Annotated in this window: 18 protein-coding genes, 1 tRNA gene and 1 riboswitch; of the genes, 10 read left to right on the top strand and 9 right to left on the bottom strand. The window is 65.3% G+C overall.

Annotated elements, in window-relative coordinates:
• Positions 1-7 precede the first annotated feature (7 nt).
• Positions 8-9,307: a fatty acid synthase subunit beta domain-containing protein gene (locus AB0P23_RS02335; RefSeq protein ID WP_363796724.1), complete on the top strand. Its 9,300-nt coding sequence runs from the start codon at positions 8-10 to the stop codon at positions 9,305-9,307.
• Positions 9,307-9,699: a holo-ACP synthase gene (locus AB0P23_RS02330; protein ID WP_008715184.1), complete on the top strand. Its 393-nt coding sequence runs from the start codon at positions 9,307-9,309 to the stop codon at positions 9,697-9,699. The genes AB0P23_RS02335 and AB0P23_RS02330 overlap by 1 nt, the downstream gene beginning before the upstream one ends.
• Positions 9,700-9,867: 168 nt before the next feature.
• Here the strand turns inward: AB0P23_RS02330 and AB0P23_RS02325 are convergent, their stop codons facing one another.
• Positions 9,868-10,584, bottom strand: a complete 717-nt coding sequence (locus AB0P23_RS02325) for a TetR/AcrR family transcriptional regulator (RefSeq protein ID WP_048318537.1) — start codon at positions 10,582-10,584, stop codon at positions 9,868-9,870.
• Between the two features lie 280 nt (positions 10,585-10,864).
• Between AB0P23_RS02325 and AB0P23_RS02320 the strand changes: the two genes are divergently transcribed.
• Both AB0P23_RS02320 and AB0P23_RS02315 read left to right on the top strand, forming a co-directional pair.
• Positions 10,865-12,145, top strand: a complete 1,281-nt coding sequence (locus AB0P23_RS02320) for a hypothetical protein (RefSeq protein ID WP_052053181.1) — start codon at positions 10,865-10,867, stop codon at positions 12,143-12,145.
• A gap of 74 nt (positions 12,146-12,219) precedes the next feature.
• Complete coding sequence (locus AB0P23_RS02315; protein WP_363796721.1) at positions 12,220-13,584, top strand: dipeptidase; 1,365 nt, start codon at positions 12,220-12,222, stop codon at positions 13,582-13,584.
• Here AB0P23_RS02315 and bcp read toward each other — a convergent pair.
• A complete protein-coding gene (gene bcp / locus AB0P23_RS02310; RefSeq protein WP_032368383.1) occupies positions 13,573-14,046 on the bottom strand; it encodes a thioredoxin-dependent thiol peroxidase in 474 nt (157 codons plus the stop codon). The genes AB0P23_RS02315 and bcp overlap by 12 nt on opposite strands.
• A gap of 78 nt (positions 14,047-14,124) precedes the next feature.
• Between bcp and AB0P23_RS02305 the strand changes: the two genes are divergently transcribed.
• Together AB0P23_RS02305 and AB0P23_RS02300 are read left to right on the top strand one after the other, a co-directional pair.
• Positions 14,125-14,346, top strand: coding sequence for a DUF3618 domain-containing protein (locus AB0P23_RS02305; RefSeq protein ID WP_027497653.1), 222 nt, complete (start codon positions 14,125-14,127; stop codon positions 14,344-14,346).
• A 92-nt stretch (positions 14,347-14,438) separates the two neighbouring features.
• Positions 14,439-14,512 (top strand) — tRNA-Lys (locus tag AB0P23_RS02300).
• A gap of 214 nt (positions 14,513-14,726) precedes the next feature.
• On the opposite strand, the gene AB0P23_RS02295 is transcribed toward AB0P23_RS02300, so the two are convergent.
• Positions 14,727-15,068, bottom strand: coding sequence for a DUF6461 domain-containing protein (locus tag AB0P23_RS02295; protein WP_363796718.1), 342 nt, complete (start codon positions 15,066-15,068; stop codon positions 14,727-14,729).
• Positions 15,069-15,211: 143 nt separating this feature from the next.
• Here AB0P23_RS02295 and AB0P23_RS02290 point away from each other — a divergent pair, with 143 nt between their 5' ends.
• Together AB0P23_RS02290 and AB0P23_RS02285 are read left to right on the top strand one after the other, a co-directional pair.
• Complete coding sequence (locus tag AB0P23_RS02290) at positions 15,212-15,556, top strand: hypothetical protein (RefSeq protein ID WP_155288587.1); 345 nt, start codon at positions 15,212-15,214, stop codon at positions 15,554-15,556.
• A 254-nt stretch (positions 15,557-15,810) separates the two neighbouring features.
• The gene (locus AB0P23_RS02285) at positions 15,811-16,185 is read left to right on the top strand and encodes a hypothetical protein (protein WP_329955352.1); all 375 of its coding nucleotides are present in this window, start codon (positions 15,811-15,813) and stop codon (positions 16,183-16,185) included.
• A 70-nt stretch (positions 16,186-16,255) separates the two neighbouring features.
• On the opposite strand, the gene AB0P23_RS02280 is transcribed toward AB0P23_RS02285, so the two are convergent.
• Genes AB0P23_RS02280 through AB0P23_RS02270 form a run of 3 tightly spaced genes read right to left on the bottom strand, consistent with a single transcriptional unit; the run spans position 16,256 to position 19,082 of the window.
• Positions 16,256-17,275, bottom strand: a complete 1,020-nt coding sequence (locus AB0P23_RS02280; RefSeq protein WP_363796716.1) for an ABC transporter substrate-binding protein — start codon at positions 17,273-17,275, stop codon at positions 16,256-16,258.
• Positions 17,272-18,045: an ABC transporter ATP-binding protein gene (locus tag AB0P23_RS02275; RefSeq protein ID WP_032399496.1), complete on the bottom strand. Its 774-nt coding sequence runs from the start codon at positions 18,043-18,045 to the stop codon at positions 17,272-17,274. The genes AB0P23_RS02280 and AB0P23_RS02275 overlap by 4 nt, the downstream gene beginning before the upstream one ends.
• Complete coding sequence (locus AB0P23_RS02270; protein ID WP_032399536.1) at positions 18,045-19,082, bottom strand: iron ABC transporter permease; 1,038 nt, start codon at positions 19,080-19,082, stop codon at positions 18,045-18,047. The genes AB0P23_RS02275 and AB0P23_RS02270 overlap by 1 nt, the downstream gene beginning before the upstream one ends.
• Positions 19,083-19,207: 125 nt before the next feature.
• A riboswitch (cobalamin riboswitch) is annotated at positions 19,208-19,432 on the bottom strand.
• Between the two features lie 175 nt (positions 19,433-19,607).
• On the opposite strand from AB0P23_RS02270, the gene AB0P23_RS02265 reads away from it, so the two are divergent.
• Complete coding sequence (locus tag AB0P23_RS02265; RefSeq protein WP_032370179.1) at positions 19,608-20,636, top strand: LLM class flavin-dependent oxidoreductase; 1,029 nt, start codon at positions 19,608-19,610, stop codon at positions 20,634-20,636.
• A 17-nt stretch (positions 20,637-20,653) separates the two neighbouring features.
• Here AB0P23_RS02265 and AB0P23_RS02260 read toward each other — a convergent pair whose 3' ends face one another.
• Entirely contained in the window at positions 20,654-21,361 is a 708-nt protein-coding gene (locus tag AB0P23_RS02260; RefSeq protein ID WP_032368246.1) for an enoyl-CoA hydratase-related protein, read from the bottom strand.
• A 116-nt stretch (positions 21,362-21,477) separates the two neighbouring features.
• Between AB0P23_RS02260 and AB0P23_RS02255 the strand changes: the two genes are divergently transcribed.
• A complete protein-coding gene (locus AB0P23_RS02255) occupies positions 21,478-21,747 on the top strand; it encodes a Rho termination factor N-terminal domain-containing protein (protein ID WP_027497643.1) in 270 nt (89 codons plus the stop codon).
• Between the two features lie 2 nt (positions 21,748-21,749).
• Here AB0P23_RS02255 and AB0P23_RS02250 read toward each other — a convergent pair whose 3' ends face one another.
• Positions 21,750-22,238 carry an SRPBCC family protein gene (locus tag AB0P23_RS02250; protein WP_037146609.1) on the bottom strand — a complete coding sequence of 163 codons (489 nt, stop codon included), beginning with the start codon at positions 22,236-22,238 and terminating at the stop codon, positions 21,750-21,752.
• A 48-nt stretch (positions 22,239-22,286) separates the two neighbouring features.
• Positions 22,287-23,975, bottom strand: a complete 1,689-nt coding sequence (locus tag AB0P23_RS02245; RefSeq protein WP_363796713.1) for a nitroreductase family deazaflavin-dependent oxidoreductase — start codon at positions 23,973-23,975, stop codon at positions 22,287-22,289.
• Positions 23,976-24,006: the final 31 nt, after the last annotated feature.

The following is a 24,006-nucleotide window of genomic DNA, read 5'->3' as shown; positions in this document are numbered from 1 at the left end:
TTCAGCCTTGACGATCAACGAGAGCACACCATCACACGGACGCGGCTCGCGAAGCACAGGCAACGCAGGCAAAGCCCCTAGAAGCAGTGGCGGCTCTCGGACTCTGGCAGATCGATTCGCCGCGGGCGAGCCGTACGCTCTGGCGTTCGGTGGTCAGGGTGCGCCCTGGCTGAGTTCGCTCGAAGAGCTCGCGCGCGATTCCGCACTCGAGCCCGAACTGACCGATCTCGTCAACGAGGCCGCAGCAGTGCTCGCGCCCGTGTCCGACGAGCTGCTGGTCGTCCGCTCGGTCGGCTTCGACCCGATCGGTTGGATGCTCGAGCAGGACCTCGCCGACGACGACACCGCCGGCTCCTACGGGCCCTCCGAAGCGGCACTGACCTCGGCTGCGGTGTCTCTGCCGGGCGTCTTCCTCACTCAGGTCGCCGCGTTGCGCGCGCTGAAGCTGCAGGGCCTCGACCCCGCCCAGACCCCGCCGGTCAAGGTGGTCGGACACTCGCAGGGCCTCATCGCCGCCGAGTCCGTCGCCGCGGACGGCGCACAGGACGCCAATTTCCTGGCCATCGCTCAGTTGGTCGGCGCCGCTGCCGGACTCGTCGGACGTCGCCGCGGCATCATCGGTGCCGGTGACCGTGCGCCGATGGTCTCGGTCGGCAACGTCGAGCCCGAACGTCTTCAGGCGATCGTCGACGAGCTCGAGATACCGGGAGCACCCGAACGCTCCGCTGCTCTGGCCATCCGCAACGGTCGTCGCCGCGTCGTGCTGTCCGGCCCGCCGGCTCAGTTGGCTCGCGTGCAGGAGAAGTGCGAGCAGATCGCGGCTCGGGAAGAACGTGAGCGCGATGCCAAGAAGCGCGGCGGCGCGGTGTTCGCACCCGTCTTCGAGCAGCTCCCGGTCGAGATCGGCTTCCATCACCCCGCATTGAACGACGCCGTGGAGCTCGTCGACGCCTGGGCGCAGCGGTGCGGTCTCGACGCCGCCCTGGCCCGCGAACTGGCGCAGAAGATCCTCGTCGATTCCGTGGACTGGGTCGACGCCATCGACGGTGTCGTCGAGGCCGGCGCGGACTGGATCCTCGACCTCGGACCCGGTGACCTCCTCACCCGCATGACCACCCCGGCGCTGCGAGGACAGGGCGTCGGCATCATCGCGGCATCCTCGCGCGGCGGCCACCGCAATCTGCTCACTCCAGGAGCCGCACCCGAGGTGCAGCCGGCATGGTCGGCATTCGCACCCAAGCCCGTGACGCTCCCCGACGGCCGTGTCGTCGTCGAGACCTCCTTCACCAAGATGACCGGACGTTCGCCGATCCTGCTCGCCGGCATGACGCCGACGACGGTCGACGCGAAGATCGTCGCGGCCGCAGCCAACGCAGGCCACTGGGCCGAGCTCGCCGGTGGCGGACAGGTCACCGAGGACATCTTCACCGACCGCGTCGCCGAGCTCTCCACGTTGCTCGAGCCCGGCCGAGCCATCCAGTTCAACTCGCTCTTCCTCGACCCGTACCTGTGGAAGCTGCAGCTCGGCGGTCGCCGCATCGTGCAGCGTGCCCGTGCAGCGGGTGCGGCCATCGACGGCGTCGTCGTCACGGCAGGCATCCCCGAACTGGACGAGGCAGTGGCTCTCATCGAGGAGCTCTCCGAGGCCGGAATCAGCTACGTCTCGTTCAAGCCGGGTACCGTCGCGCAGATTCGCGCAGTGATCCGCATCGCCAACGAGGTTCCGTCCTACCAAGTCAACGTCCATATCGAGGGTGGCCGCGCAGGCGGACACCACTCGTGGGAGGACCTCGACGACCTACTGCTGACCACCTACGCCGAGCTCCGCTCGCGCCCCAACCTGGTGATCTGCGTCGGCGGCGGTATCGGAACACCCGAGCGGGCCGCGGACTACCTGACCGGAACCTGGTCTGCCGTGCACGGATACCCGAAGATGCCTCTCGACGGCATCCTCGTCGGTACCGCTGCGATGGCCACTCTGGAAGCCACGACGGCTCCCGAGGTCAAGCAGCTTCTCGTCGACACGCCGGGAACTCCCGACTGGGTCGGTGCCGGAACCGCCAACGGCGGAATGGCCTCGGGCCGCAGCCAGCTCGGTGCCGACATTCACGAGATCGACAATGCGGCATCACGTTGCGGTCGGCTGCTCGACGAGGTCGCCGGTAACGCCGACGCCGTGGCCGAGCGCCGCGACGAGATCATCGCCGCACTCGACGGCACCGCCAAGCCGTTCTTCGGGGACGTCGCCGAGATGACCTACCAGCAGTGGCTGAGCCGCTACCTGGATCTGGCCATCGGAACGGACTCGCGCAGCGAATTCGATTGCGGCGGTGAGTTCACCGATGCCGTGACCGAGGCCCGTGAATCGGTGTGGCTCGACGTCACCTGGCGCACCCGTTTCCTCGAAATGCTGCAGCGCGCCGAGGCACGTCTGCACCCGGTCGATCGCGGACCCATCCCCACCCTGTTCGCCGACGCCGAGGTACTCGAGCGTCCGCGCGCAGCACTGAAGTCACTGCTCGCTCAGTTCCCCGACGCCGGTGACGTGGTGCTGCACCCGGCCGACATCACCTTCTTCACCTCGCTGTGCCGCATGCCCGGCAAGCCCGTCAACTTCGTTCCCGTCGTCGACGGTGACGTGCGCCGCTGGTGGCGCAGCGACTCGCTGTGGCAGGCACACGACGCTCGCTACTCTGCCGATCAGGTCTGCATCATCCCCGGAACCGTTGCCGTCGCAGGTATCACTCGCGTCGACGAGCCGGTGGGCGAACTGCTGAACCGCTTCGAGAAGGCCACCGCGGACCAGCTTCTCGCCGAGGGTGTCGAGCCGGCGGCCATCGCCAGCCGGCGCCACGCCGAGATCGCACCGGGACTGCTGGGCATCGTGCTGGCAGCTCCCGACGTCACCTGGGCCTCGCGCATGACGCAGAACCCCGTTGCACGCCTGGGAGATCCGGCCGACTGGACCGTCGACTCCGATACGGTCGCCTCGCATCCACAGACCGGCTCCTCCTTGACCGTGCTCGACTCCGAGCACGTCGAACTGCTGGTCCCGCTCGCCCCGGGCAAGGAAGTACGCATCCGTCTGACGGTGCCCGCCTCCACCATCGACGGCGGCGCTCCGGTCGTCACCGCAGAGGATGCACAGCAGGCCATGTCGGCACTGCTCGGAGTTGCGGCAGGACAGGACCTTCCGACGGTCAAGAACGGTGTCGCGCGGCTGAACATCGCCTGGATCCCCGATCTGATCGCCGACCACGCCGGCGTCACCGGATCCGGACTGCCCGACACACTGACCGTCAGCGGCAAGGCCGTTCCCGACGTCCTCGTCGGCGCCTGCTGGCCCGCCGTCTTCGCCGTGCTCGGAGCGACGCGCAACGCCGAAGGCATCGACGTCATCGAAGGCATGCTCGACCTGGTGCACCTCGATCACAGCGTCAACCTCGTCGGTGAATTGCCGACCGACACTTCGATTCTCGTGGTCAAGGCCGCTGCAGGAGAGGTGCTCGATACCGATCTCGGTCGCGTCGTCGAGGTCACCGTCGAAATCGGTGCCATGCTCGGTGAGGGGCTCGACGCCCCGGCCGTCGCAACTCTGGTGGAGCGCTTCGCCATTCGTGGACGCACCGGTAAGGGCGAGTTGGTGGATCCGGCTCGCGCCGGCGGTTCGCTGAGCGCCGACGCCAAGGACACCCCGCGTCGTCGCCGTCGCCAGGCCACCATCGTGGCCCCGCGCAACATGGCCGCGTTCGCCCAGGTCTCGGGCGATCACAACCCGATTCACACCTCGGATGCCGCGGCGTTGCTCGCCGGCCTCGGTAGCCCGATCGTGCACGGCATGTGGCTCTCGGCTGCGGCGCAGCAGACCGTCACCGCAGTCGACCATGAGGACACCAAGACTCCTCCGCGTCGTCTCACTGCCTGGACTGCTCGTTTCCTCGGAATGGTCCGTCCCGGAGCGGAGATCGACGTTCGCGTCGACCGCACCGGATTCGATCAGGGTGCCGAACTGGTCGAGGTGTCCTGCCGAGTCGGCGGCGAACTGGTCATGGTCGCCACCGCACGCACCGCCGCGCCGAAGACCGTCTACGCGTTCCCCGGCCAGGGCATCCAGCGCCCGGGTATGGGACTGGACGCACGCGCTCGCTCCAAGGCTGCGCGTGAGATCTGGGAGCGTGCCGACAAGCACACGCGCAGCGCGCTCGGCTTCTCGATTCTCGCTGTCGTGCGCGACAATCCGACGTCGCTCAAGGCCCGCGGGGTCACGCACAAGCATCCCGACGGTGTGCTGCACCTGACGCAGTTCACCCAGGTTGCGATGGCCGTTCTCGGTGTCGCACAGGTTGCCGAACTGCGTGAATCCGGTGCGTTCGTGGAGAATTCGATTCTCGCCGGCCACTCGGTGGGTGAGTACAACGCGCTGGCCGCTGTTGCCGGTGTGCTCCCGCTCGAGGCCGTTCTCGAGGTCGTCTTCCAGCGCGGCTCGGCCATGCACGCACTCGTTCCCCGTGACGAGAACGGCCGCAGTGACTACCGCATGGCTGCCATCCGCCCGTCCCAGATCGGCCTGGCCGACGAGGACGTGCAAGGCTTCGTCGCCGGTGTCGCAGCAGAGTCCGGTGAGTTCCTCGAGATCGTCAACCTCAACTTGCGTGGCTCGCAGTACGCCATCGCAGGCACCGTTGCCGGCCTCGGTGAGCTCGAGAAGAAGATCGCCATCCGCCGGGCAGAGTTCGGCGGCAAGGCCGCCTACATCATGGTTCCGGGCATCGACGTGCCGTTCCACTCGACGGTTCTGCGCGGTGGAGTCGACGATTTCCGTAGCCGCCTCGAGACCCTGCTGCCCGAGCAGCTCGATCCCGCGATCCTGGTCGGTCGCTACATTCCGAACCTGGTGCCCAAGCCGTTCTCGCTCGACCGGGCCTTCGTTCAGGAGATCGCCGACCTCGTACCGTCCGAGCCGCTGAACACCGTTCTTGCAGAGTTCGATTCGTGGGCCGCACGGCCGAGCGATCTGTGCCGCGTGATTCTGACCGAATTGCTCGCATGGCAGTTCGCCAGCCCGGTCCGGTGGATCGAGACTCAGGATCTGCTCTTCGCAGACGAGTCCGACGGCGGTATGGGCGTCGAGCGTTTCGTCGAGATCGGGCTCGGTGCAACACCGACCGTGGCCAACCTCGCGTCGCAGACTCTCAAGCTGCCCGGCCGCTTCGGCCACCCGGTCGAGGTGCTGAACCTCGAGCGCGAAGCCGCGATCGTCTACGGCACCGATACCGACCCGGCTCCGGCCGACGAGGACGAGGCGACTCCCGCTCCCGAGGCCGCTGCTCCTGCAGCAGCGGCCGCTCCGGCTGCCGCACCCGCTCCGGCCGCTGCACCGTCGGGTGGACCTCGTCCCGACGACATCGCGTTCGTCGCCGCCGATGCGACCAAGATCCTCATCGGACTGTGGACCAAGCTGCAGCTCGATCAGATCGGACCCGCCGACACCATCGAGGCGCTGTGCGACGGCGTGTCCTCACGTCGTAACCAGCTGCTCGTCGACCTCGGTTCCGAGCTCTCGCTCGGTGCCATCGACGGCGCAGCCGATGCCGACATGGGCGCGCTCTCGGGCACGGTGAACAAGCTGGCTCGTACCTACAAGCCGTTCGGCCCGGTGCTCAGCGACTCGATCAACGACCATCTCCGCAAGGTCTTCGGCCCCTCGGGTCGACGCCCGGCGTCCATCGCCGATCGCGTCAAGAAGACCTGGGAACTGGGCGACGGCTGGGCGCATCACGTCACTGCCGAGGTCGCTCTCGGTACCCGTGACGGCGCGTCGGTCCGCGGCGGTGCACTCGGCGGCCTGGCCGACGGCGCTCTCGCCGACGGCACTGCTGTCGACAACGTCATCGACGCCGCGGTTGCTTCGGTTGCCGCTCGTCGCGGAATCGCAGTGTCCATGCCTCAGGCAGGTGGCGGGGCCGGCGGAACCGTCGACGCTGCTGCTCTGGGCGAGTTCACCGAGCACATCACCGGTCGCGACGGCGTTCTCGCCTCCGCAGCTCGGTTGGTGCTCGAACAGCTCGGCCTGGCGGACGCACCCAACGCGCTGCTGGCCGAGAACCCCGATGCTGCTCTGGTGGAGCTGGTTTCGGCCGAGCTCGGCTCCGACTGGCCTCGCCTGGTCGCTCCCGCGTTCGACGCCAAGCGCGCCGTGCTGATCGACGACCGGTGGGCAACTGCCCGTGAGGATCTGGCTCGGTTGTGGCTCGGTACCGCAGGTGATGTCGCTGTCGAGTCCTTCGCCGGTGCAGGCAATGCCGTTGCAGCACAGGCTCAGTGGTGGAAGGCCAAGGCCGACTACGAGAACAAGGCCGTGCTCGCCGAGACCTTCGGACGCATCGCAGACATCGCGGTCGCATCCGAGGACAAGGGACAGTGGGCCGACGACGTCGCAGTCGTCACCGGCGGCAGCAAGGGATCCATCGCCGCGGCCGTGACCGCTCAGTTGTTGGCCGGGGGAGCGACGGTCTTCGTCACCACCTCCAGGCTCGACGACGAGCGCCTGGGCTTCTACCGCTCGCTGTACCGCGACAACGCTCGCAATGGAGCGTCGCTGTGGGTGGTTCCGGCCAACATCGCGTCGTACACCGACGTCGATGCCCTCATCGAGTGGATCGGCAGCGACTACATCGACACTGCCGGTGGCGCAAAGACGTTGGTCAAGGCAGCTGCCACTCCGACGATGCTGTTCCCGTTCGCCGCACCCCGGGTCATGGGCGAGATGTCCGACGCCGGAGCTCGCGCCGAGATGGAAATGCGCGTGCTGCTCTGGTCGGTCGAGCGTCTGATCACCGGACTGTCGAAGGTCGGCTACGACAACGACATCGACACTCATCTGCACGTGGTGCTACCCGGATCGCCGAACCGTGGAATGTTCGGTGGCGACGGTGCCTACGGTGAGTCGAAGGCCGCACTCGATGCAGTCGTCGCGAAGTGGGGCTCGGAGAAGAACTGGGCCGAGCGGGTGTCCATGGCGCACGCTCACATCGGGTGGGTTCGCGGAACCGGCCTGATGGGCGGCAACGATCCCATCGTCGAGGCGGTCGAAGCCGAAGGTGTCCGTACCTGGTCGACCGAGGAGATGGCGACCGAGCTGCTGCGGCTGTGCACCTTCGACGCACGTCGTCGGGCCGCGCAGGAGCCCATCGTCGCCGATCTGACGGGTGGCTTGGCCAACACCAAGCTCAACCTCGTCGAGCTTGCTCGCGACGCGGCCGCTGCTGCGGCCGAGAAAACCGAAGAGGCCGTGGACAGTTCGGTCATCGCCGCGCTGCCCGCACCTCCGCGACTCGCTCCTACGACCGCTCCGGCGTGGCCGACCCTCGATGTCGATCCGAAGGACCTGATCGTCATCGTCGGTGCAGGTGAGCTCGGACCTTACGGTTCGGCGCGTACTCGCTTCGAGATGGAGGTCGACGAGCAGCTCTCTGCCGCAGGCGTTCTCGAACTCGCGTGGAACACCGGCCTGATCGCCTGGGAGAACGATCCCAAGCCGGGCTGGTACGACATCGAGTCCGGTGACCTCGTTCCCGAGGAGGACATCGCCGACAAGTACCACGACATCGTGGTCGAGAAGTGCGGTATCCGCACGTACGGCGACGACGGCGCAATGGTCGGTAACACCGCTCCGCTGATGACCTCGATCTTCCTCGACAACGACCTCACGTTCGTCGTCGGAACCGAGATCGACGCACGGTCGTTCGCGGCTGCCGATCCCGAGCACACGCTGATCACACCGGTTCCCGATTCGAGCGACTGGCAGGTCACTCGCAAGGCGGGCACCGAGATTCGCGTTCCGCGCAAGATGAAGCTCACCCGTACCGTGGGTGGTCAGATTCCGACCGGATTCGATCCCACCAAGTGGGGCATCTCGCCCGACATGGCGAGTTCGGTAGATCGTGTTGCCCTGTGGAACATCGTCACCACGGTCGACGCCTTCATCTCCTCGGGCTTCAACCCGTCGGAACTGATGCGCTGGGTGCACCCGACGCTGGTCGCCAACACTCAGGGCACCGGCATGGGCGGCATGGAGTCCATGCGCTCGCTGTACATCGACACCCTGCTCGGCGATGCCCGTGCGAACGACATCCTGCAGGAGGCTCTGCCGAACGTCGTTGCTGCACACGTGGTTCAGTCGTACATCGGTAGCTACGGCGCGATGGTTCACCCCGTCGCCGCCTGCGCCACCGCGGCCGTCTCGGTCGAGGAGGGCGTCGACAAGATCAAGCTGGGCAAGGCGCAGCTCGTGGTCGCCGGCGGATTCGACGACCTGAGCACCGAAGGCATCATCGGCTTCGGCGACATGTCGGCCACGGCGGACTCGGCAGCGATGTCCGCCAAGGGAATCAGCGATCGACGCTTCTCCCGGGCAAACGACCGCAGGCGCGGAGGATTCGTCGAATCGCACGGCGGCGGAACGATTCTGCTCGCTCGCGGCGATCTGGCACTCGAGATGGGCCTGCCCGTCCTCGGAGTGGTGGCCTACGCACAGTCGTACGGCGACGGAGTGCACACGTCGATCCCGGCTCCGGGACTCGGCGCACTCAGCGCCGGTCGCGGCGGCAGAGATTCGGCACTGGCGCTCTCGCTCAACGCACTCGGCGTCAGCGCAGACGACGTGGCCGTGATCTCCAAGCACGACACGTCCACCGCAGCCAACGACCCGAACGAGGCCGAGTTGCACACGCGCCTCGCCAAGGCCATCGGCCGCTCGGACGGCGCTCCGCTGTTCGTCGTCTCGCAGAAGTCCCTCACCGGGCACTCGAAGGGCGGAGCGGCTGCCTGGCAGCTCATCGGCCTGTGCCAGGTGCTGGCCAACGGCGTCATCCCGCCGAACCGCAGCCTCGACTGCGTCGACGACAAGATGACCGGTTTCGAGCACTTGGTGTGGGCTCGCGAGCCGCTGCGCTTCGGTGACTCGGTTCCGCTGAAGGCGGGTCTGCTCACCTCGCTCGGCTTCGGGCACGTGTCCGGACTCATCGCGTTGGTGCACCCGCAAGCATTCCTCGAGGCCGTTCCGGCCGAGCGGCGTGCGGAGTACATCGCGAAGGCGAACGAGCGTCGTATCGCCGGTCAGCGCAGGCTGATCTCCGCGATGGTGGGTGGCGACTCCCTCTACGAGCGGCCCGACGATCGACGACTGGGACATGACGGGACGCCGGCCAAGGCGTCACGCGAACTGGAGGCCAACGTGTTGCTCAACGAGTCCGCTCGCCTCGGCGAGGACGACGTCTACTCCTCCGGTCTGCCGGGTGCCATCTGATGGCAATCCTGGGAGTGGGTTTCGACCTGGTGACGGTGTCCGACTTCGCCGAGCAGATGGAAAAGGTCGGCACGACGATGATTCGCGACAGCTTCACCGCGGGTGAACGTCGGCACGCGGCGACCAAGAGCTCCGACCCGACGCGGCACTACGCGGCACGGTGGGCAGCCAAGGAAGCAGTCTTGAAAGCTTGGGCGACATCACGTTTCGCACGCCCGCCGCAGATCGGCGACAATCCGTACCCGTTGATCGAGGTCGTCAACGATGCGTGGGGTCGACCGTCCATCAAGCTGCACGGCATGGCACAGGAGTTTCTGCCGACGGTCAAGATTCACCTGTCGCTGACGCACGACGGCGATATCGCCGCCGCGGTGGCGATCCTGGAGGAGTAACTCCGCGCTGACATTCCCGTCCTCACGGTCCAACGCCTCGAAAAACCGCACCTTCAACCCAGCACATGCCACGATCCCCGCAACTCCCTCAAATCGAGGGTGTTGCGGGGATCGTTAGAACCCGCCCACGAGATCGGGCGGGCCTTTCGTGTGGGTGAAGCGGGCGGGTCAGGCTTCGTCGGTTGTGACCGACCCACCCGAGCGCCTGCTCTCCTTCTCTGCGACGAGCAGATACGCCATCATGATTCGCTTGAGTTCGGCCACGGCATCTTCGTGGCTCTGGCCGTCCTGCACCGAGAAGTTCAGCATCGAGTAGACGATGTGCACCAACACCTGGGCCATCAGATTGCGACGATGCCGCGGTGTGCGCGGCGTCAACGGTCCGAGCATGCGTGAGACCTGATCGGCGAACTCGCGCTCGTGAATGACACCGGTGGCGCGGGTGGACGGTGTCGACTGCATCGCGAGCCATACCTCGCGGCGCGACGGGTCCGTCATCCACATGCCGGCCATGTGGTCGACGAAATTGTTCAGGAACCGCACCCAGTCCAGGGACGGGACCTCGCCGTCGAACTCGGCCAATTCCTGTTGGACGCCCACGAGGTCCTGACGATTGAGTTCGCAGACGATGACGTACTTGTTGGCGAAGAACTGGTACAGCGTGCCGATCGGCAGCTCTGCCCGTGATGCGACTTCTTCACACGTGAACGACTCGAAGCCCACGTCGCTGAGCAGTTCACGCGACGCCTGGAGCAACGCGTCGAATTTGCGTTGGCTGCGTTCCTGCGTGGGACGGCGCCTCGGCATCAGCTCCTGAGTCTGCGCCGTCGACTCGAGCGCGGCGTCGAGACGGCGCGAGGACTGGGCACGAGCAGAGGATTCCACCCGGTCAGGCTATCCGTCGCGGGTGCACGGTATCCACTTCTGTCGTGCGGGTCGCATCGCCCACTCCGGATTCGGTCGTTCTTGTGGGGGACCGCTGTGTGCGTCGACAGCTGTCGGACCGTCTTGCTGTGACAATCCCCAAGTTCAATATGGGCCAGCCAAACGGGCAACCGGTATGGTTATAGGTATTGAATCAATTTCCGTGCAGGGTGGCCGTCGTTCGTGTCCGTGGGACGACGTTCATGGTCGGGAGCCTCACCCCGAGCACAGGGAGACTGCAGTGGCAACAATCGGTACAGCGATCGAATCCGGCTCGATGCAGACGGTCCTGCTCGAGCCGACCTCGGGGGAGGTGCTCGCGCACTCCACCACCTCGCTCGACCCCGACGTGACCGCCGTCCTACCGCGCGCGATCTCGGATATGCGTGCCGAGGCAGCAATGCTCGACGTGTCGGTCGACGCCGTCGCCGTCGTGCATCGGTCCGAGTCCGAGCGCGCCGAACTCGCCACGGCAGTGACCGACGAGTCGACGGTGTTCGTCTCGGCATCCCAGTCGTTCCTGTCCTGGTTGGCCCGTACGAAGGACCTCGCCGACGCGAGCACGGTGCTGCTCTATTACATGGGCGAACACGGCGTATCCATCTCTCTCGCCGACGCAGCCGATGCCACGCTCACGCCCGCCAAGAATGCTGCCCTGGACTCGATGTCCCCCGAACGAATCGGCAGCACGATTCCGCTGGCCTGGGAAGTGGTCGACGAATCCGGCAAGAAACCACAGGCGGTGGCGCTGTTCGAAGACAGATCGAGCAACCGGGACTTGATCGACATTCTCTCCCTCGGTCTCGGGGTGCCCGTCGTGCGGGTGGGTGCCGCTGATCGGGTCGCCGCCTGCGGGGCGGCCTGGCTCGCGTCGGTTTTGGTCGAGGATCAGGCCGCTCTCGTGGAAACGGAGAGGGCCGACGACGCGGAAGAAGCCGCAGTGCCGGAGACGGTCCCTTCGGTGGTGCTCACGTCCCCGGTGGCAGCAACGGGCAGGTCGAGTTCAGCGACCGGCGGCCGCAAACTGATCTTTGCTGCGGTGCTGCTCGCCGGGGTGGCCTCGGCCGGTGTCGCCGTTGCAGCCACGCTGCCGAGTAATGGGGATGCGACCGCCGGGCAGAGCGTCGACCGACGCAATGGCGGTGCCGATTTGGCCGGCGCAACGCGATACGTCGATCCGACGACAGTTGCGCCGATTGCGCCTGGGCTTCCGGCCGACGCCCTGCCGAAGACGCTCCCGCCCACGGCGGATTCAGCCCTCGAGCCGACGACCACACCGCCGACTGGGACGACGCAGCAGTGGACTCCACAGCAAGGGACTCCGCCGTCCTGGGTGCCGCCGGGCGCTGCGCCTGCAGGTACCCCGAAGCCCGCTGCGGCGACTGTGGATCCGCCGCAATTGACTGTGCCCACCGTCGTTCCCGAGCCGGGTAAATCCCAGGAGCAACTCGAGCAGGAAGCCTGGGATCGGCACTGGCAGCACACAGGTGAGTGGATCGCGCAGGAATTGGCCGGAGGCTGACGTGTCGCTTCGGTAGGTGCGAGCAAATGACAGACTGGCGAGAGCCCGTCTGTCATTTCTCGTCTGGAGGAACCATGCCGACCGATGTACGCCCCGCCGACATTCGATCCGCGATCGCGAAGTCGATGCCTCGTGCGAAATCGGAGCTGGCAGAACTGGTCCGGTTCCGATCTGTGCACGATCCTCGGCAGTTCCCGGTGGAAGAATGCGTCGGTGCAGCGCAATGGGTGCAGCGGGCGTTCGTCGATGCCGGAATTCCCGACGTGCAGTTGATCGAGACCAACGACGGCTCACTGGCTGTCGTCGGTTCCCGGCCGGCACCGGCGGGGGCACCGACCGTTCTGTTGTACTCGCACTACGACGTCCAGCCTCCCGGCGACAGAAGCTACTGGGACAGTGAGCCTTTCGAGCTGACCGAGCGTGACGGTCGGTGGTACGGCCGAGGCGCGGCCGACTGCAAGGGCAACATCTTGATGCATCTGCTGGCGCTGCGCGCGGTGGGGGAGTCGCTCGACGTCGGCGTGCGCATCGTCTGCGAGGGTTCCGAAGAGATGGGCACGGGCGGGCTCGAAGCACTCGTCGACGAGCGGCCCGAGTTGTTCGCTGCCGATGTCGTGGTGATCGGGGACACCGGCAACACTGCGGTGGGTCTGCCGACGGTCACCACTACCCTGCGTGGGATAGCCAACGTCGTCGTACATGTGGAAACGCTTGCCGGAGAGGTGCATTCGGGAATGTACGGGGGGCCGGCACCCGATGCGCTCGGCGCGCTGATCCAGGTGCTGGCCACACTGCGTAACGAGCACGGTGACACCACGGTCGACGGTCTCGATGGCACGCGGACCTGGGATGGGGTGCCGTACGACGCTGAGCAGTTCAGATCCGACGCCGGGGTGCTCGACGGAGTCGCTCTTGCGGGTTCGGGCACCGTGGCCGACGCGGTATGGGCGCGCCCGGCTCTGACCGTTCTCGGAATCGACTGCCCGCCCGTCGTGGGCTCGGCCGCCGCAATCTCCCCTCGAGCCTCGGCACGGCTCAATTTGCGAGTTCCGCCAGGGATGGATCCGCAGCAGGCGCAGGACGCGTTGGTGGCGCATCTGGAGGCACGTACGCCGTGGAATGCGCGTGTCACCGTCGAGCGTGAGGCGATCGGTTCGCCGTTCCTGGCCAGAACAGACGGCCCGGGGTACGCGGCGTTGTCAGGTGCCTTGGAAGAGGCATTCGGACGTCCCATGGGGACGGCTGGGCAGGGCGGGTCCATTCCATTGTGCAACGCGTTGGCGGAGGCATTGCCGGACGCCGAGATCGTGCTCATGGGCGTCGAAGAGCCCCGATGCCGGATCCACGCCCCGAAAGAGAGCGTGGACCCGACGGAAATCGAGAAGATGGCCGTCGCCGAGGCGCTGTTCCTGCAGCGGCTGGCCGGTTCAGACAGCTAGGTCGCGGCGGAGCTTGGCGACGTGGCCGGTGGCGCGAACGTTGTACTGAGCCACCTCGATCTTGCCCTCCTCGTCGACCAGGAACGTCGAACGAATGACGCCCTCGTAAACCTTGCCGTAGTTCTTCTTCTCCCCGAACGCACCCCACGCCTGCAACGTCGTCTTCTCCTCGTCGGAGAGCAGCGGGAATGTCAGCTCCTCCTTGTCGCGGAACTTGGCGAGCTTGGCCGGCTTGTCGGGGGAGATGCCGACGACCTCGAGGCCTTCGCCGTTGAGCTCGGCGAGGCTGTCGCGGAAGTCGCAGGCCTGCTTGGTGCAGCCCGGGGTGCTTGCGGCGGGGTAGAAGTACACGATCACCTTCTTGCCGGCGTAATCGGCGAGCGAGACATCGTTGCCGTCGGCATCGGGCAGGGTGAACGCCGGAGCGGTGTCGCCCGGCTCGAGCTTGCTGTATTCGGTCACCGCACGAGAGTATCGAAATACCGCCGTGCTCTAGGCTCGAGTACGACCAAGACTATTTGCAGACAAGTTGGAGGACACGTGGCCAAGGACACCGACCGAATCGAGCGCGAGATCGAGGCCGCTCGCAATCAGCTGGCCAGCACGCTGGACGAGCTGAGCGTCCGTGCCAGCCCCAAGAACATCGTCGCCAACACCAAGCAGACGGTGGTGGCCAAGCTCAACGAGCCGGCCGTGAAGTTCACTCTGCTCGGAGTCGGCGCAGTGGTAGCAGTTCTCGTGGTTCGCAGGATCTTCAACTGACGCAACAGGTGCCTTGACCAGCCGATTTCACATCTGGCCGCATCTGCTGTTAATGTTTCTCCCGCACCGCAGAGAACACGCGGTGCGGATCGGCGCCATTAGCTCAGTTGGTTAGAGCAGCTGACTCTTAATCAGCGGGTCCGGGGTTCGAATCCCTGATGGCGCACAGCGAAATGCCCGTTCACCGAAGTTGGTGAACGGGCATTTTTGTTCGGTAGCCCGCGTCGTCAACCCATCTCGACCGTTTCCGCCGCTGAGTGCTCGGATCCAGTCGAGCGGCAGGGAGAAACAGTCAGCAACTCGGCCGGCCACCACGCCCCTTCGAGTCGCTCATCCCTCGGCATCTCGCAACAGCCGGCTGTACTCGGCTGAGCCCTCCACTATTTGCGGGAGTCGCCGACCTGAAACTGTCCGCTGCGCAACAGCTCTTGCGTCAGATCGATTCCAGTGTGGTTGACGATCATTGCTATGTAGACCTCCGGCGTGTGAAACAGGCCGTCGGGCATCGGACCCTCGCCGTCGGGGTCATAGCCAGCCTCACGCATGCGATCTCGCCAGGGGCTGTCAGGTTCGTCGAAACCCGGCCCGTCCTTCAGGAGCGCATCGAACATAGCGGTTCGAGCACCGTCGACCCACTGGGCGAAATTACTGTGGCCGACCTGATTGGCGAACGTGAGGGCCTCGCCACCGATCGACAGCGGTGCCATCAGCTCATCGGCCAACCCTGCCACCGACCTGCAAAGCTGTGCCCGTGGCGTTCACCATCAGGCTCACGACTTCGATCGCGGCGAACCCCGCTGACGTGTTCGATCTGGAGTCGGATGCAATCGTTCACGCCGAGTCTCAGGGAGCGTACGGAGAGAGCGTGCGAGTCGATTCGAAGCGGAGTGCTCTTCGTTTGGGCGATGAAATCGACATCCGCTCCAGGCATCTCGGTGTGTGGTTCACCTTGACCAGCTGCATCACCGAGTACGAGCCCGCGAGATATTTCGTGGACGAGCAGGTCACCGGACCCTTTGCCTCGATGCGCCACGAGCACTTCTTTCTCGCACGCCGGGGTCAGACGCAGATGGTCGACATCATGTCGGTCGAATTCCGTGGCGGACGACTCGGCGCTGCGGTCCTGGATATTCCAGGCAAGTTGTATCTCCGGCGCGTCCTGTGCGTTCGGAATGCGTACATCAAGAAGCGCGCCGAAGCGAAGCGTTAAGCGACGGCTGGTAGGGGTCTGCAAACTTACACCGACACAACGGTTCTCGACCCTGTTTCTCACCCCGTTGGGCTGCATTCGGTCGAAAGATGCTGATCGGTATTTTTTGATGCAGACTGGCAACTCGGACATAGTTCACGCGAACCAGGGGGATTGCCATGCGATCGACCAGTCAGATTCTGATCGGAGCGCTACTTTGTGCGCCAGCACTAGCGGCGTTTCCAGCGACGGCATCAGCGGCGCAATCGACAGACGTGACGTATGCGTTCAAGGTCGACGGATCGACGGTGACCAACACGATCACCAACAACTCCGGTAGCGACCTGGCCTGCGGCACATCGTTGGCTCCCGCACCGGGCGGAGTGCTGCCGCCGGTGTGGGAAGTCGTCGGCAACGGCCAGTCGCTGTATTCGACCGACGACGGGGGCCAGATCGGAATCAGCACCCAACACGTCACCGATATCCCGGCCGGCACCTACGTCGCGCTCGCATCGTGCGGTACCGAAGACGTCGATCCGACAACAGCGTGGGTCTTTGACTATCCCGGGCTGTCCGACGTCCTCGCGACTTTGCCGTGGAACTCGTTTACCGTGCAGCAGGCTTCTCCGATCGTGACGATCGAAGACTGAGCGCCTGCACTGGATTCGAGCCTCGGAAGCCGCAACCACCGAGGTGTCGCTGCACCGTTCTTGTGGACGGTCAGCGGCCCTTGGATCGGAGGAAGTCCGCCACCGTGGTGACGGCGGCGGGGTTGCGTGGTCCTTCGACGAGCGCTGCGTAGGGGAGGGCAATGATGTTGTTCTCACGTACAGCGGTGGTGCCGGACATCAGGGGTTGTGCGCGTAGTTGTGCAATCTTGGCGTCCACCGAATTCGACGGTCCGGCACCGTAATCGACGATGACGATGAACTCGGGGTCGCGTTGGGCTGCGGCTTCCCAGGATGCGGTGGTCCAGGAATCGTCGAGGTCGTCGAAGATGTTGCTGCCACCGGCTTCTCGGATGATCTGCGACGGAGCTGCGGTGCGGCCGGAGGTGAAGGGCTCGGGATCGGCGCTGTCGAACAGGAACACCCGTGCCGGGTCGCGGTCGTCAGGGGCGCCGGCGTTCGCTGAACCGATCTGGTTCTCGTAATCGGTGACCAGTCGGTCGGCCCGGGCCCGAACTCCGAAGAGGTCGCCGAGGTTTCGTAGGTCGGTGTACAGCGCGTCGAGGGGTTCCATGACTCCGCGTGCAGTACTGCCGGGTTGCCGGCATGCTTCGGTGAGTTGGTAGGGAACTGCGCCTATGCTGCGAATCCAATCGGGAGTCACGCCGGTCGACTCTTTGTAGCCGTAATTCCAGCCGGCGAAGACGAAGTCCGGGTTCGCGGACTGAATCACCTCACGGGTGAAGGCGTCGGCCAGTTCAGGTGCCGCGTCGAAGCCGCTCCTCCACGGCGAGGAGTCGATGTCTCGCTCCTTGCCCGGGTAGCTGGTGTATCCGACGAGGCGGTCGGCGAGGCCGAGGGCGAACATCATCTCGGTGATGCCGGTGTCGTTGGTCAGTACCCGCTGTGGGGTACCGGTCACGGTCAGCGGCTCGCCGCAGTTGGTGACCGTCACCTGATCGCCACCCTGCTCGGTGGCTGTGTCGACCTGGGCTCCGCACGAACTGACCAGTGCTGCAACGGCGGTCGCGGCAATGGCGATCGTGCGGGGCCGGCAAAAGAGGTGGGTCATCGAGTGTCCTTGTCGTCGAAGAGAACCTGGGGAACTCCCAGGCGTGGGTGGGTGACGATGTGTCCGCCGATCCCGAACCAGGTCGAGAGCACCTTCTCGGTCACGACTTCGTCGGGTGAACCCGCACAGACGATGCGGCCGGCGTGAAGTACGACCAAGCGGTCGCAGAATTGGGCGGCGATGTTCAGATCGTGAAGCGCGGCGATCACGGTGATCTGCAGGCTCGCAGCGGCGCTCAGCACTGCGTATTGGTGTCGTATATCGAGGTGATTGGTGGGTTCGTCGAGCACGAGCACGTTCGGTTGCTGGGCGAAAGCCCGTGCGATCAGAACACGTTGGCGTTCGCCTCCGGACAATGACAGGAACGATCGGTCCAACAGATGTTCCACGTCGGCGACGGTCGAGGCACGAGCGCACGCGTCGTCGTCTTGGGTGCGGTTGCGTCCGAACGTGGAGTTGTGTGGAAGACGTCCGGTGGCGACGACCTCGCGCGCGGTGAAGTCGAAGTGCATCGAGGAGTCCTGGGTGAGTGCTGCGACCTGACGTGCGTTCTCTCGCATGGTGATTGCGGTGATGTCGCGGCCACCTACCTCGATACGTCCGGTCGAGGGCTCGGTCGCTCGATACAGACACCGCAGCAGTGTCGACTTGCCGCTCCCGTTCGCGCCGACGATGCCGACGATGCTGCCGGCGTCCAGGCTCATGGTGATGTCGTCGATGATGCGGGTGCCGTCGATATCGACTGCGACGTCGTCGTAGTCGACGCGCATCAACGGTCGCCGATCATCGCGCCGCGGCGACGCATCAGCAGTACGAACGCCGGAACTCCGACTGCCGCGGTGATCGCCCCCAGGGGGAGCTCTTGCGGCGGTAGAACCGTTCGGGACACCAGATCCGCGGTGACGAGGAAAGCCGCACCCAGGACCGGGGTGATCACGACAAGCCTGCTGTGGTCGGCCCCGACCAGTAACCGTGCTAAGTGAGGGACGACCAGACCGACGAATCCCACTGCGCCACAGATGGATACGTAGCACCCTGTCATCGCCGCGGATGTCACGAAGAGAGTCAGCCGTAGCCGTGCTGCGTTCAAGCCCAGTGCCGCGCTGACTTCGTCTCCCATCGACAGCGCGTTGAGTCTGCGGGCCGTCAGAGCGGTCGCGGCTACTCCGGCCACGGTGACTGTGGCGGCCAGCGGGACGCTGGCCCAGGTAGCACCGGCGAGGCTGCCGAGCAACCAGAACATCACGCTGCGAGCGCCGTCGCCCTGAGGTGCCAGGAAGATCAGCACGGTCGTCATTGCAGAGAACCCGTATCCCAACGCGGTACCTGTCAGGACCAGGCGCAGTGGCACCAGCCCTACCGGGGAGCGTGCCATCAGATACACCAGGGCGGTTGCGGCGAGTGCGCCGAGGAACGCTGCACTCGAGAGGGCGTAGATGCCGAGGGCGCCGAACGTGCCGAACAGGACCACCGACGTCGCGCCTACCGATGCACCCGACGAGATTCCGAGAACGTAGGGGTCTGCGAGCGCGTTGCGCACCATCGCCTGCACCACCAGTCCGACCACTGCGAGACCTGCTCCGATGAGCGTCGCCAGCAACACCCGCGGCAGCCGAGAATCGACGACGATGCGGTAGTCGGGAACGTCACCGACGGTGATCGTGCCGCCGGACAGCTGGGCCCACAGATAGCCCATCGCGTCGGTTGCCGGGATGTGCGCGGCCCCGAACATCAGTGCCGACAGGGCTGACACTGCCCAGATCGCGGCGGCGAGCACAGTGAGGGGCAGGACCGATCTGGACTGCATGCGCAACTTTCTCCGCTGATCCCTGACCTGGCGACCTGCGAAAAGCACGGTATCCGAGGCCAATCCGCGCAGCGCGAACGACGACCTCGTCGACCGTGTCCCTCGGGATCGACAGGCGACCACGCCGGCGGCGCAGCCGCGGTGGCAGGTCTTCGGACTCGCGGACGCGCCGTCCGACCACGTGCTCGGACGATTCCTACTGGCGGTCGCTTCCCGGGACGAATCCCAGTGCTCGATGACCGCGGTCGTTTCCACTCACCGCTGCGGGGCAGTTCCGGATTTTCACCGGATTCCCTCTTACGATCCGATGACCAGCACGGCCATCGAAAACCAACGCCCACGCACGATAACAGCTCATGCGTGACGCGTTGCGTCGGTCGGCTTCGGTGCAAGTAATCGGATGTACTTCGCTGCGGATGAGGCGAAGCGTTGGGGAGAGTAGTAGTTTTCTGCCCACCGTCCACTGGAATAATTGAACCTTCATCGACGCTGATGGGTTCGTCATCCCGAATCGAGAGGTACCCAATGCACCTGGGCGTAGACAGCTTCGTCTCTTCCGTGACCGATCCGACCGACGGCCGCGTCATCGCGCCGGAGGAGAGGATGGGGCACCTACTCGAGGAGATCGCCCTCGCGGATCAGGTCGGTCTTTACTCGTTCGGCATCGGTGAGCACCATCGCAGCGAGTACTACGACTCCGCTCCGTCGATCATTCTGGCCGCAGCAGCCGCGCGCACCGAGAACATCCGGCTCGGCAGCGCGGTCAAGGTACTCAGTGCCGACGATCCGGTGCGAGTGTTCCAGGAGTTCGCCACTCTCGACCTGATCTCGAAGGGCCGGATCGATTTGGTGGTCGGCCGAGGCTCGTTCACCGAGTCTTTCCCACTGTTCGGACTCGACTTGGCCGATTACGATTCCTTGTTCGCCGAGAAGCTGGATCTCCTGCTGCAGATTCGCGACAACGAGGAGATCACGTGGTCCGGCCGGCACCGGCCGGCGCTGAACCGTCAGGGGATCTATCCTCGTCCGCTGCAAGATCCGCTACCCATCTGGGTCGGTGTCGGCGGCACCCCCGAATCATTCGCTCGTGCAGGGCTTTTGGGCCTACCCCTGATGATTGCCATCATCGGCGGAGAGCCGCGCCAGTTCGCGCCGCTCGTCGACCTGTATCGGCGCGCGGGCGCGCAAGCGGGTCACTCGCCGGAGAAGCTGAAAGTCGGATTGCACGTGTTCGGATTCGTCGCCGACACCACCGAGGCGGCAGCCGACACCATCTACCCGGGCTGGAACGAGATGTTCACCAAGATCTCTCGCGAGCGCGGGTTCGCTCGACCGAGCCGACAGCAGTTCGACGCCACGTCGGGACCCAACGGTGCGTTCTTCATGGGAGACCCGAAAACCGTGGCCGACAAGATCGTTCGGGTGAGCGAGCAACTCGGCGGTGTGGATCGACTGTCGCTGCAGATGACCAATCCGCGTCTCGCCCACGGTGATCTGTTGCGCGGCATCGAGCTACTCGGTACCGAGGTCGCTCCGCTGGTCGCCGACGCGTAAGCGGCAGCGAGCGAGAATCAGTTTGCGGCCCATTCCATTTCGTCCACACCGGCGACCGGAGTGGACAGCGAACGTATCTCGCTCGCATACATCGTGCGCTTGATTTCGCCGAGGACGGGGCCGCGGGTTCCGATCAAATCCGTTGCCCGCGAGAGTGCGTCGTCACGCAGCCGATCCTCGGTGGACACTGCGTCCACCAAGCCGAGGGCGGCTGCGTCCACTCCGCCGTAGCGTCGGCCCGTGGTCAGTGCTTCGTGGAACGTGTGCGGGGCGAGCTTGGCTCGGACCATGTCGACTGTTCCCGGGCTGTAGGTGGCACCGATGTTGACGCCAGGAAAGCACAGGAAGCCGCGATCGGAGCGCATGACGCGGTAGTCGTGTGCCATGACGAAAAATGCGGCACCCCCGTAGGTGTGCCCCTGCATGGCCGCCACCGTCTGCATCGGGAGGGTCAAGAACCGCACCAGCAGTTCCTGCACCGTTCCGATGAACCGGTTGATCTGGTCCAGGTTCTCGGCACCCCAGGACAAGTCGACTCCGGTGGAGAAGTACTTGCCGGTGGCCGTCGTGACCAGTGCAGTCGGGCCACTACTGGCTTCCACCTCGTCGAGCAGAGCGTTGACCTCGGCCACCCAATCCGGCCCCATCCGGTTCTCGGTGTCCTCGACGTCGCGAGTGCCGAGATTCAATACGAACACGTCCGCGACACGATCCAGGTATGGCATGTCCCGAAGGTACCCAGCTTTCGTTGTTCTACCCCACAGCGACAGAAGGCACGTGTGTTTGCCGGCGGGAGCACCGGGTAGTTGTATCAGTACAAACGATCGAACGGAGGACCAGCATGCCCACCAACGATGACCAGCCCCAGCTCAAGGACCAGGATCTGTACGAAAAGCTCCGTGACGAAGGAAACTCGAAGGAGAAGTCGGCGCGCATCTCGAATGCCGCGGCCAACGAGGGCAGGAAGAACGTAGGCAAGAAGGGCGGCGAGTCCGGATCGTACGAGGACTGGACCGTCGACGAACTGACCGATCGAGCCAAAGAGATCGGCCTGGAGGGCTACTCCAAGCTGAACAAGAAAGAGCTGATCGAGGCGCTACGCAATCACTGACGTCATTCCGGCCGCAGAGACGAGTAGTACTCCTGCTGTGCGGGGTAGTAGTCGTCGAAGCTCGGCAGCGGTGCGGCGTCCCTGGATGCGATCAGCATGTCCAGGTAGTACTCCCAGCCCGGACCTATGTCGCCGATGCCGTCCGTGCTGTCGAGGCCGTGGGTCAGCACGACGAGTGTGTCGCGGCCCTTCTCGGTGAGCCTGACCTCGAGCGGCCAGCCGCCCTCGTCTGACATACGGACGGCCAGTCGTTGGGGCGGCTCGCAGGCGTCGATCGCCATGTCGGCGACGGGTTCGCCGTCCTCGAAGATCATGGTGACGCGGATGCTGTCGTCCGTCACCCGTTCCCAGGGCCCGAACCACAACGCGGTCCGAGAGGATTCGGTGAGGCTGGCCCACACATCCTCTCGTGACGCGGCGACGGTTCGGCTCAGCTCGAGGGCGTAGCCGGTCTCGGTCTCGCGCAGCGTGCCCGTGGGTATCGGTGCCATCGGGTCATTATGCGTCGTGCGACGATCCACCGTCGAGCACTCATCCTGTCAATCGGTGAAATCGATCCGAACAGATATCGGGTCGGTCTGGAGGGCGCGAAAACCTGCGCCGATGAGCCGCCCGAACAGTGGGTTCGCGGAAAAGGAACGCGCTCGCGCACTGACGTCGTCCTCGGGCACGAACGTAGCTGTGCCCGCTCGCCAGCGATCGCCGACGCGAATCCTGATACGCGGCTCGTCGCCGATGTTGGCTCCCCAACCGGATCTGGTTCCGTGCTGGGAGATCACCCACGCTCCCGCCCGGTCGAACGACGCAGAGACCGGTACCTGTCGGCGCAGACCGGATCGACGGCCCACGGTCTCGATATCGGTGACCAGCGATGTTCTGACTCCGACGGATGCCAGCCCGTTCACGAGCGGGTTGGCGACGTGCTTTCCGATCCACCGCTCCCGGCGGAACTTCGCAGCTGCGGCGGACGCTGTCGTGGTGCCCCCGGCGCGCCGACTACGAAACGCGTCCCAGCCGTTGCGCTGCACCATTGCAATCGCCGTTCGCCAGGCGGGGCGTCCCGAATCGGGTTGCTTTCCGTCGCCGATGAGCTGCAGTTGGTCGGTGTGCCACTGCAAGTCCAGAGCGCCGTTGATCTGTTTGAAAGCACCAGCTTTCGACGGAACTCGCAGGGAGACGAGCGGAGTCTCGACCCGATCCAGTGAGCCGTCGACCAGTGAACGGGCTACTGCCGGGGCGAGAGCAGTCGGGCGACCGAGACCGACGACGTCGCACTCTCCCGATCGTACGGCCGCACTCATCACCGAGCGGGTGCGGAAGCCGCCGGTCACTGCAAGTGGAACGCTCCCGGCTGCGTCGCGCACCGTGTGGGCGTATTCCAAGAAGTAGGCTTCGCGATCGCGAGTGCTGGAGGTGCCCATCATCGCGGGTGATTCGTAGCTGCCGCCACTGATTTCGATCAGATCGATCGCTTCCTCGACGAGATGCTCGACGGTGATGCGAGATTCCTCTTCGCTGAATCCGCCGCGCTGGAAGTCTGCAGAGTTCAGTTTGATTCCCACTGCAAAGCCGGGGGACACGGCCGCTCTGATGGCGCGCACGACGTGAAGAACGAATCGCATCCTGCCGTCGAGGTCTCCGCCCCACGCGTCCTCGCGTCGGTTCGACAGGGGTGAGAGAAACTGAGACACCAGGTATCCGTGGGCACCGTGGAGTTGCACTCCATCGAAGCCGGCCGCCTCCGCTACCGACGCGGCCAGGGCGAACCTGTCGATGATGTCTCGAATCTCGTTCTCGCTCAACGCACGCGGTGTCGGTAGCCCGGGTACGCCGGACGCGATGGCAGACGGGGCGACGGGCGTGGCACGGGTGACGATCGGATTGGCCTGCTTGCCAGGGTGATTGAGTTGTACCCAGATGGGGACGCCACCGTCGGAGGTCGATTTCGCCCAGCGCGCCAGCGCATCGTGGTCGCGGTCGTCTTCGATGACGACGTTGCCGGGTTCGCCCAGGTGAGATCGGTCGACCATCACGTTGCCGGTCACTACCAGTCCGTAGCCACCCGCGCCCCAACGGCGGTACAGCGTTTCGAGCCGGGTGTCGGGTGCGTGCTCGGCAGTCCCCAAGCCCTCGCTCAAGGCCGCTTTCATCACGCGGTTCGGAAGGGTCTGCCCGCAGGGGAGTGGGAGCGGGGTGCTCAGTTCGACGACGTCGGTCTCGGTGGGCATGGCGTGACTCCGGTTCAGCGATAGCGTGACG

Source organism: Rhodococcus sp. NPDC077669, from assembly GCF_040686915.1.
GTDB lineage: Bacteria > Actinomycetota > Actinomycetes > Mycobacteriales > Mycobacteriaceae > Rhodococcoides > Rhodococcoides fascians.
The sequence above is the reverse complement of the archived record's forward strand: the minus strand, read 5'-3'. Positions and strand labels throughout refer to the sequence as shown.

What these genes read in the sequence shown, in the direction of transcription:
- AB0P23_RS02330 (WP_008715184.1), top strand. Translation starts at nt 9,307, where the DNA reads ATGGCAATCCTGGGAGTGGGTTTCGACCTGGTGACGGTGTCCGACTTC.
- AB0P23_RS02255 (WP_027497643.1), top strand. Translation starts at nt 21,478, where the DNA reads ATGCCCACCAACGATGACCAGCCCCAGCTCAAGGACCAGGATCTGTAC.
- AB0P23_RS02245 (WP_363796713.1), bottom strand. Translation starts at nt 23,975, where the DNA reads ATGCCCACCGAGACCGACGTCGTCGAACTGAGCACCCCGCTCCCACTC.
- AB0P23_RS02265 (WP_032370179.1), top strand. Translation starts at nt 19,608, where the DNA reads ATGCACCTGGGCGTAGACAGCTTCGTCTCTTCCGTGACCGATCCGACC.
- AB0P23_RS02275 (WP_032399496.1), bottom strand. Translation starts at nt 18,045, where the DNA reads ATGCGCGTCGACTACGACGACGTCGCAGTCGATATCGACGGCACCCGC.
- AB0P23_RS02260 (WP_032368246.1), bottom strand. Translation starts at nt 21,361, where the DNA reads ATGCCATACCTGGATCGTGTCGCGGACGTGTTCGTATTGAATCTCGGC.
- AB0P23_RS02250 (WP_037146609.1), bottom strand. Translation starts at nt 22,238, where the DNA reads ATGGCACCGATACCCACGGGCACGCTGCGCGAGACCGAGACCGGCTAC.
- AB0P23_RS02270 (WP_032399536.1), bottom strand. Translation starts at nt 19,082, where the DNA reads ATGCAGTCCAGATCGGTCCTGCCCCTCACTGTGCTCGCCGCCGCGATC.
- AB0P23_RS02315 (WP_363796721.1), top strand. Translation starts at nt 12,220, where the DNA reads ATGCCGACCGATGTACGCCCCGCCGACATTCGATCCGCGATCGCGAAG.
- AB0P23_RS02280 (WP_363796716.1), bottom strand. Translation starts at nt 17,275, where the DNA reads ATGACCCACCTCTTTTGCCGGCCCCGCACGATCGCCATTGCCGCGACC.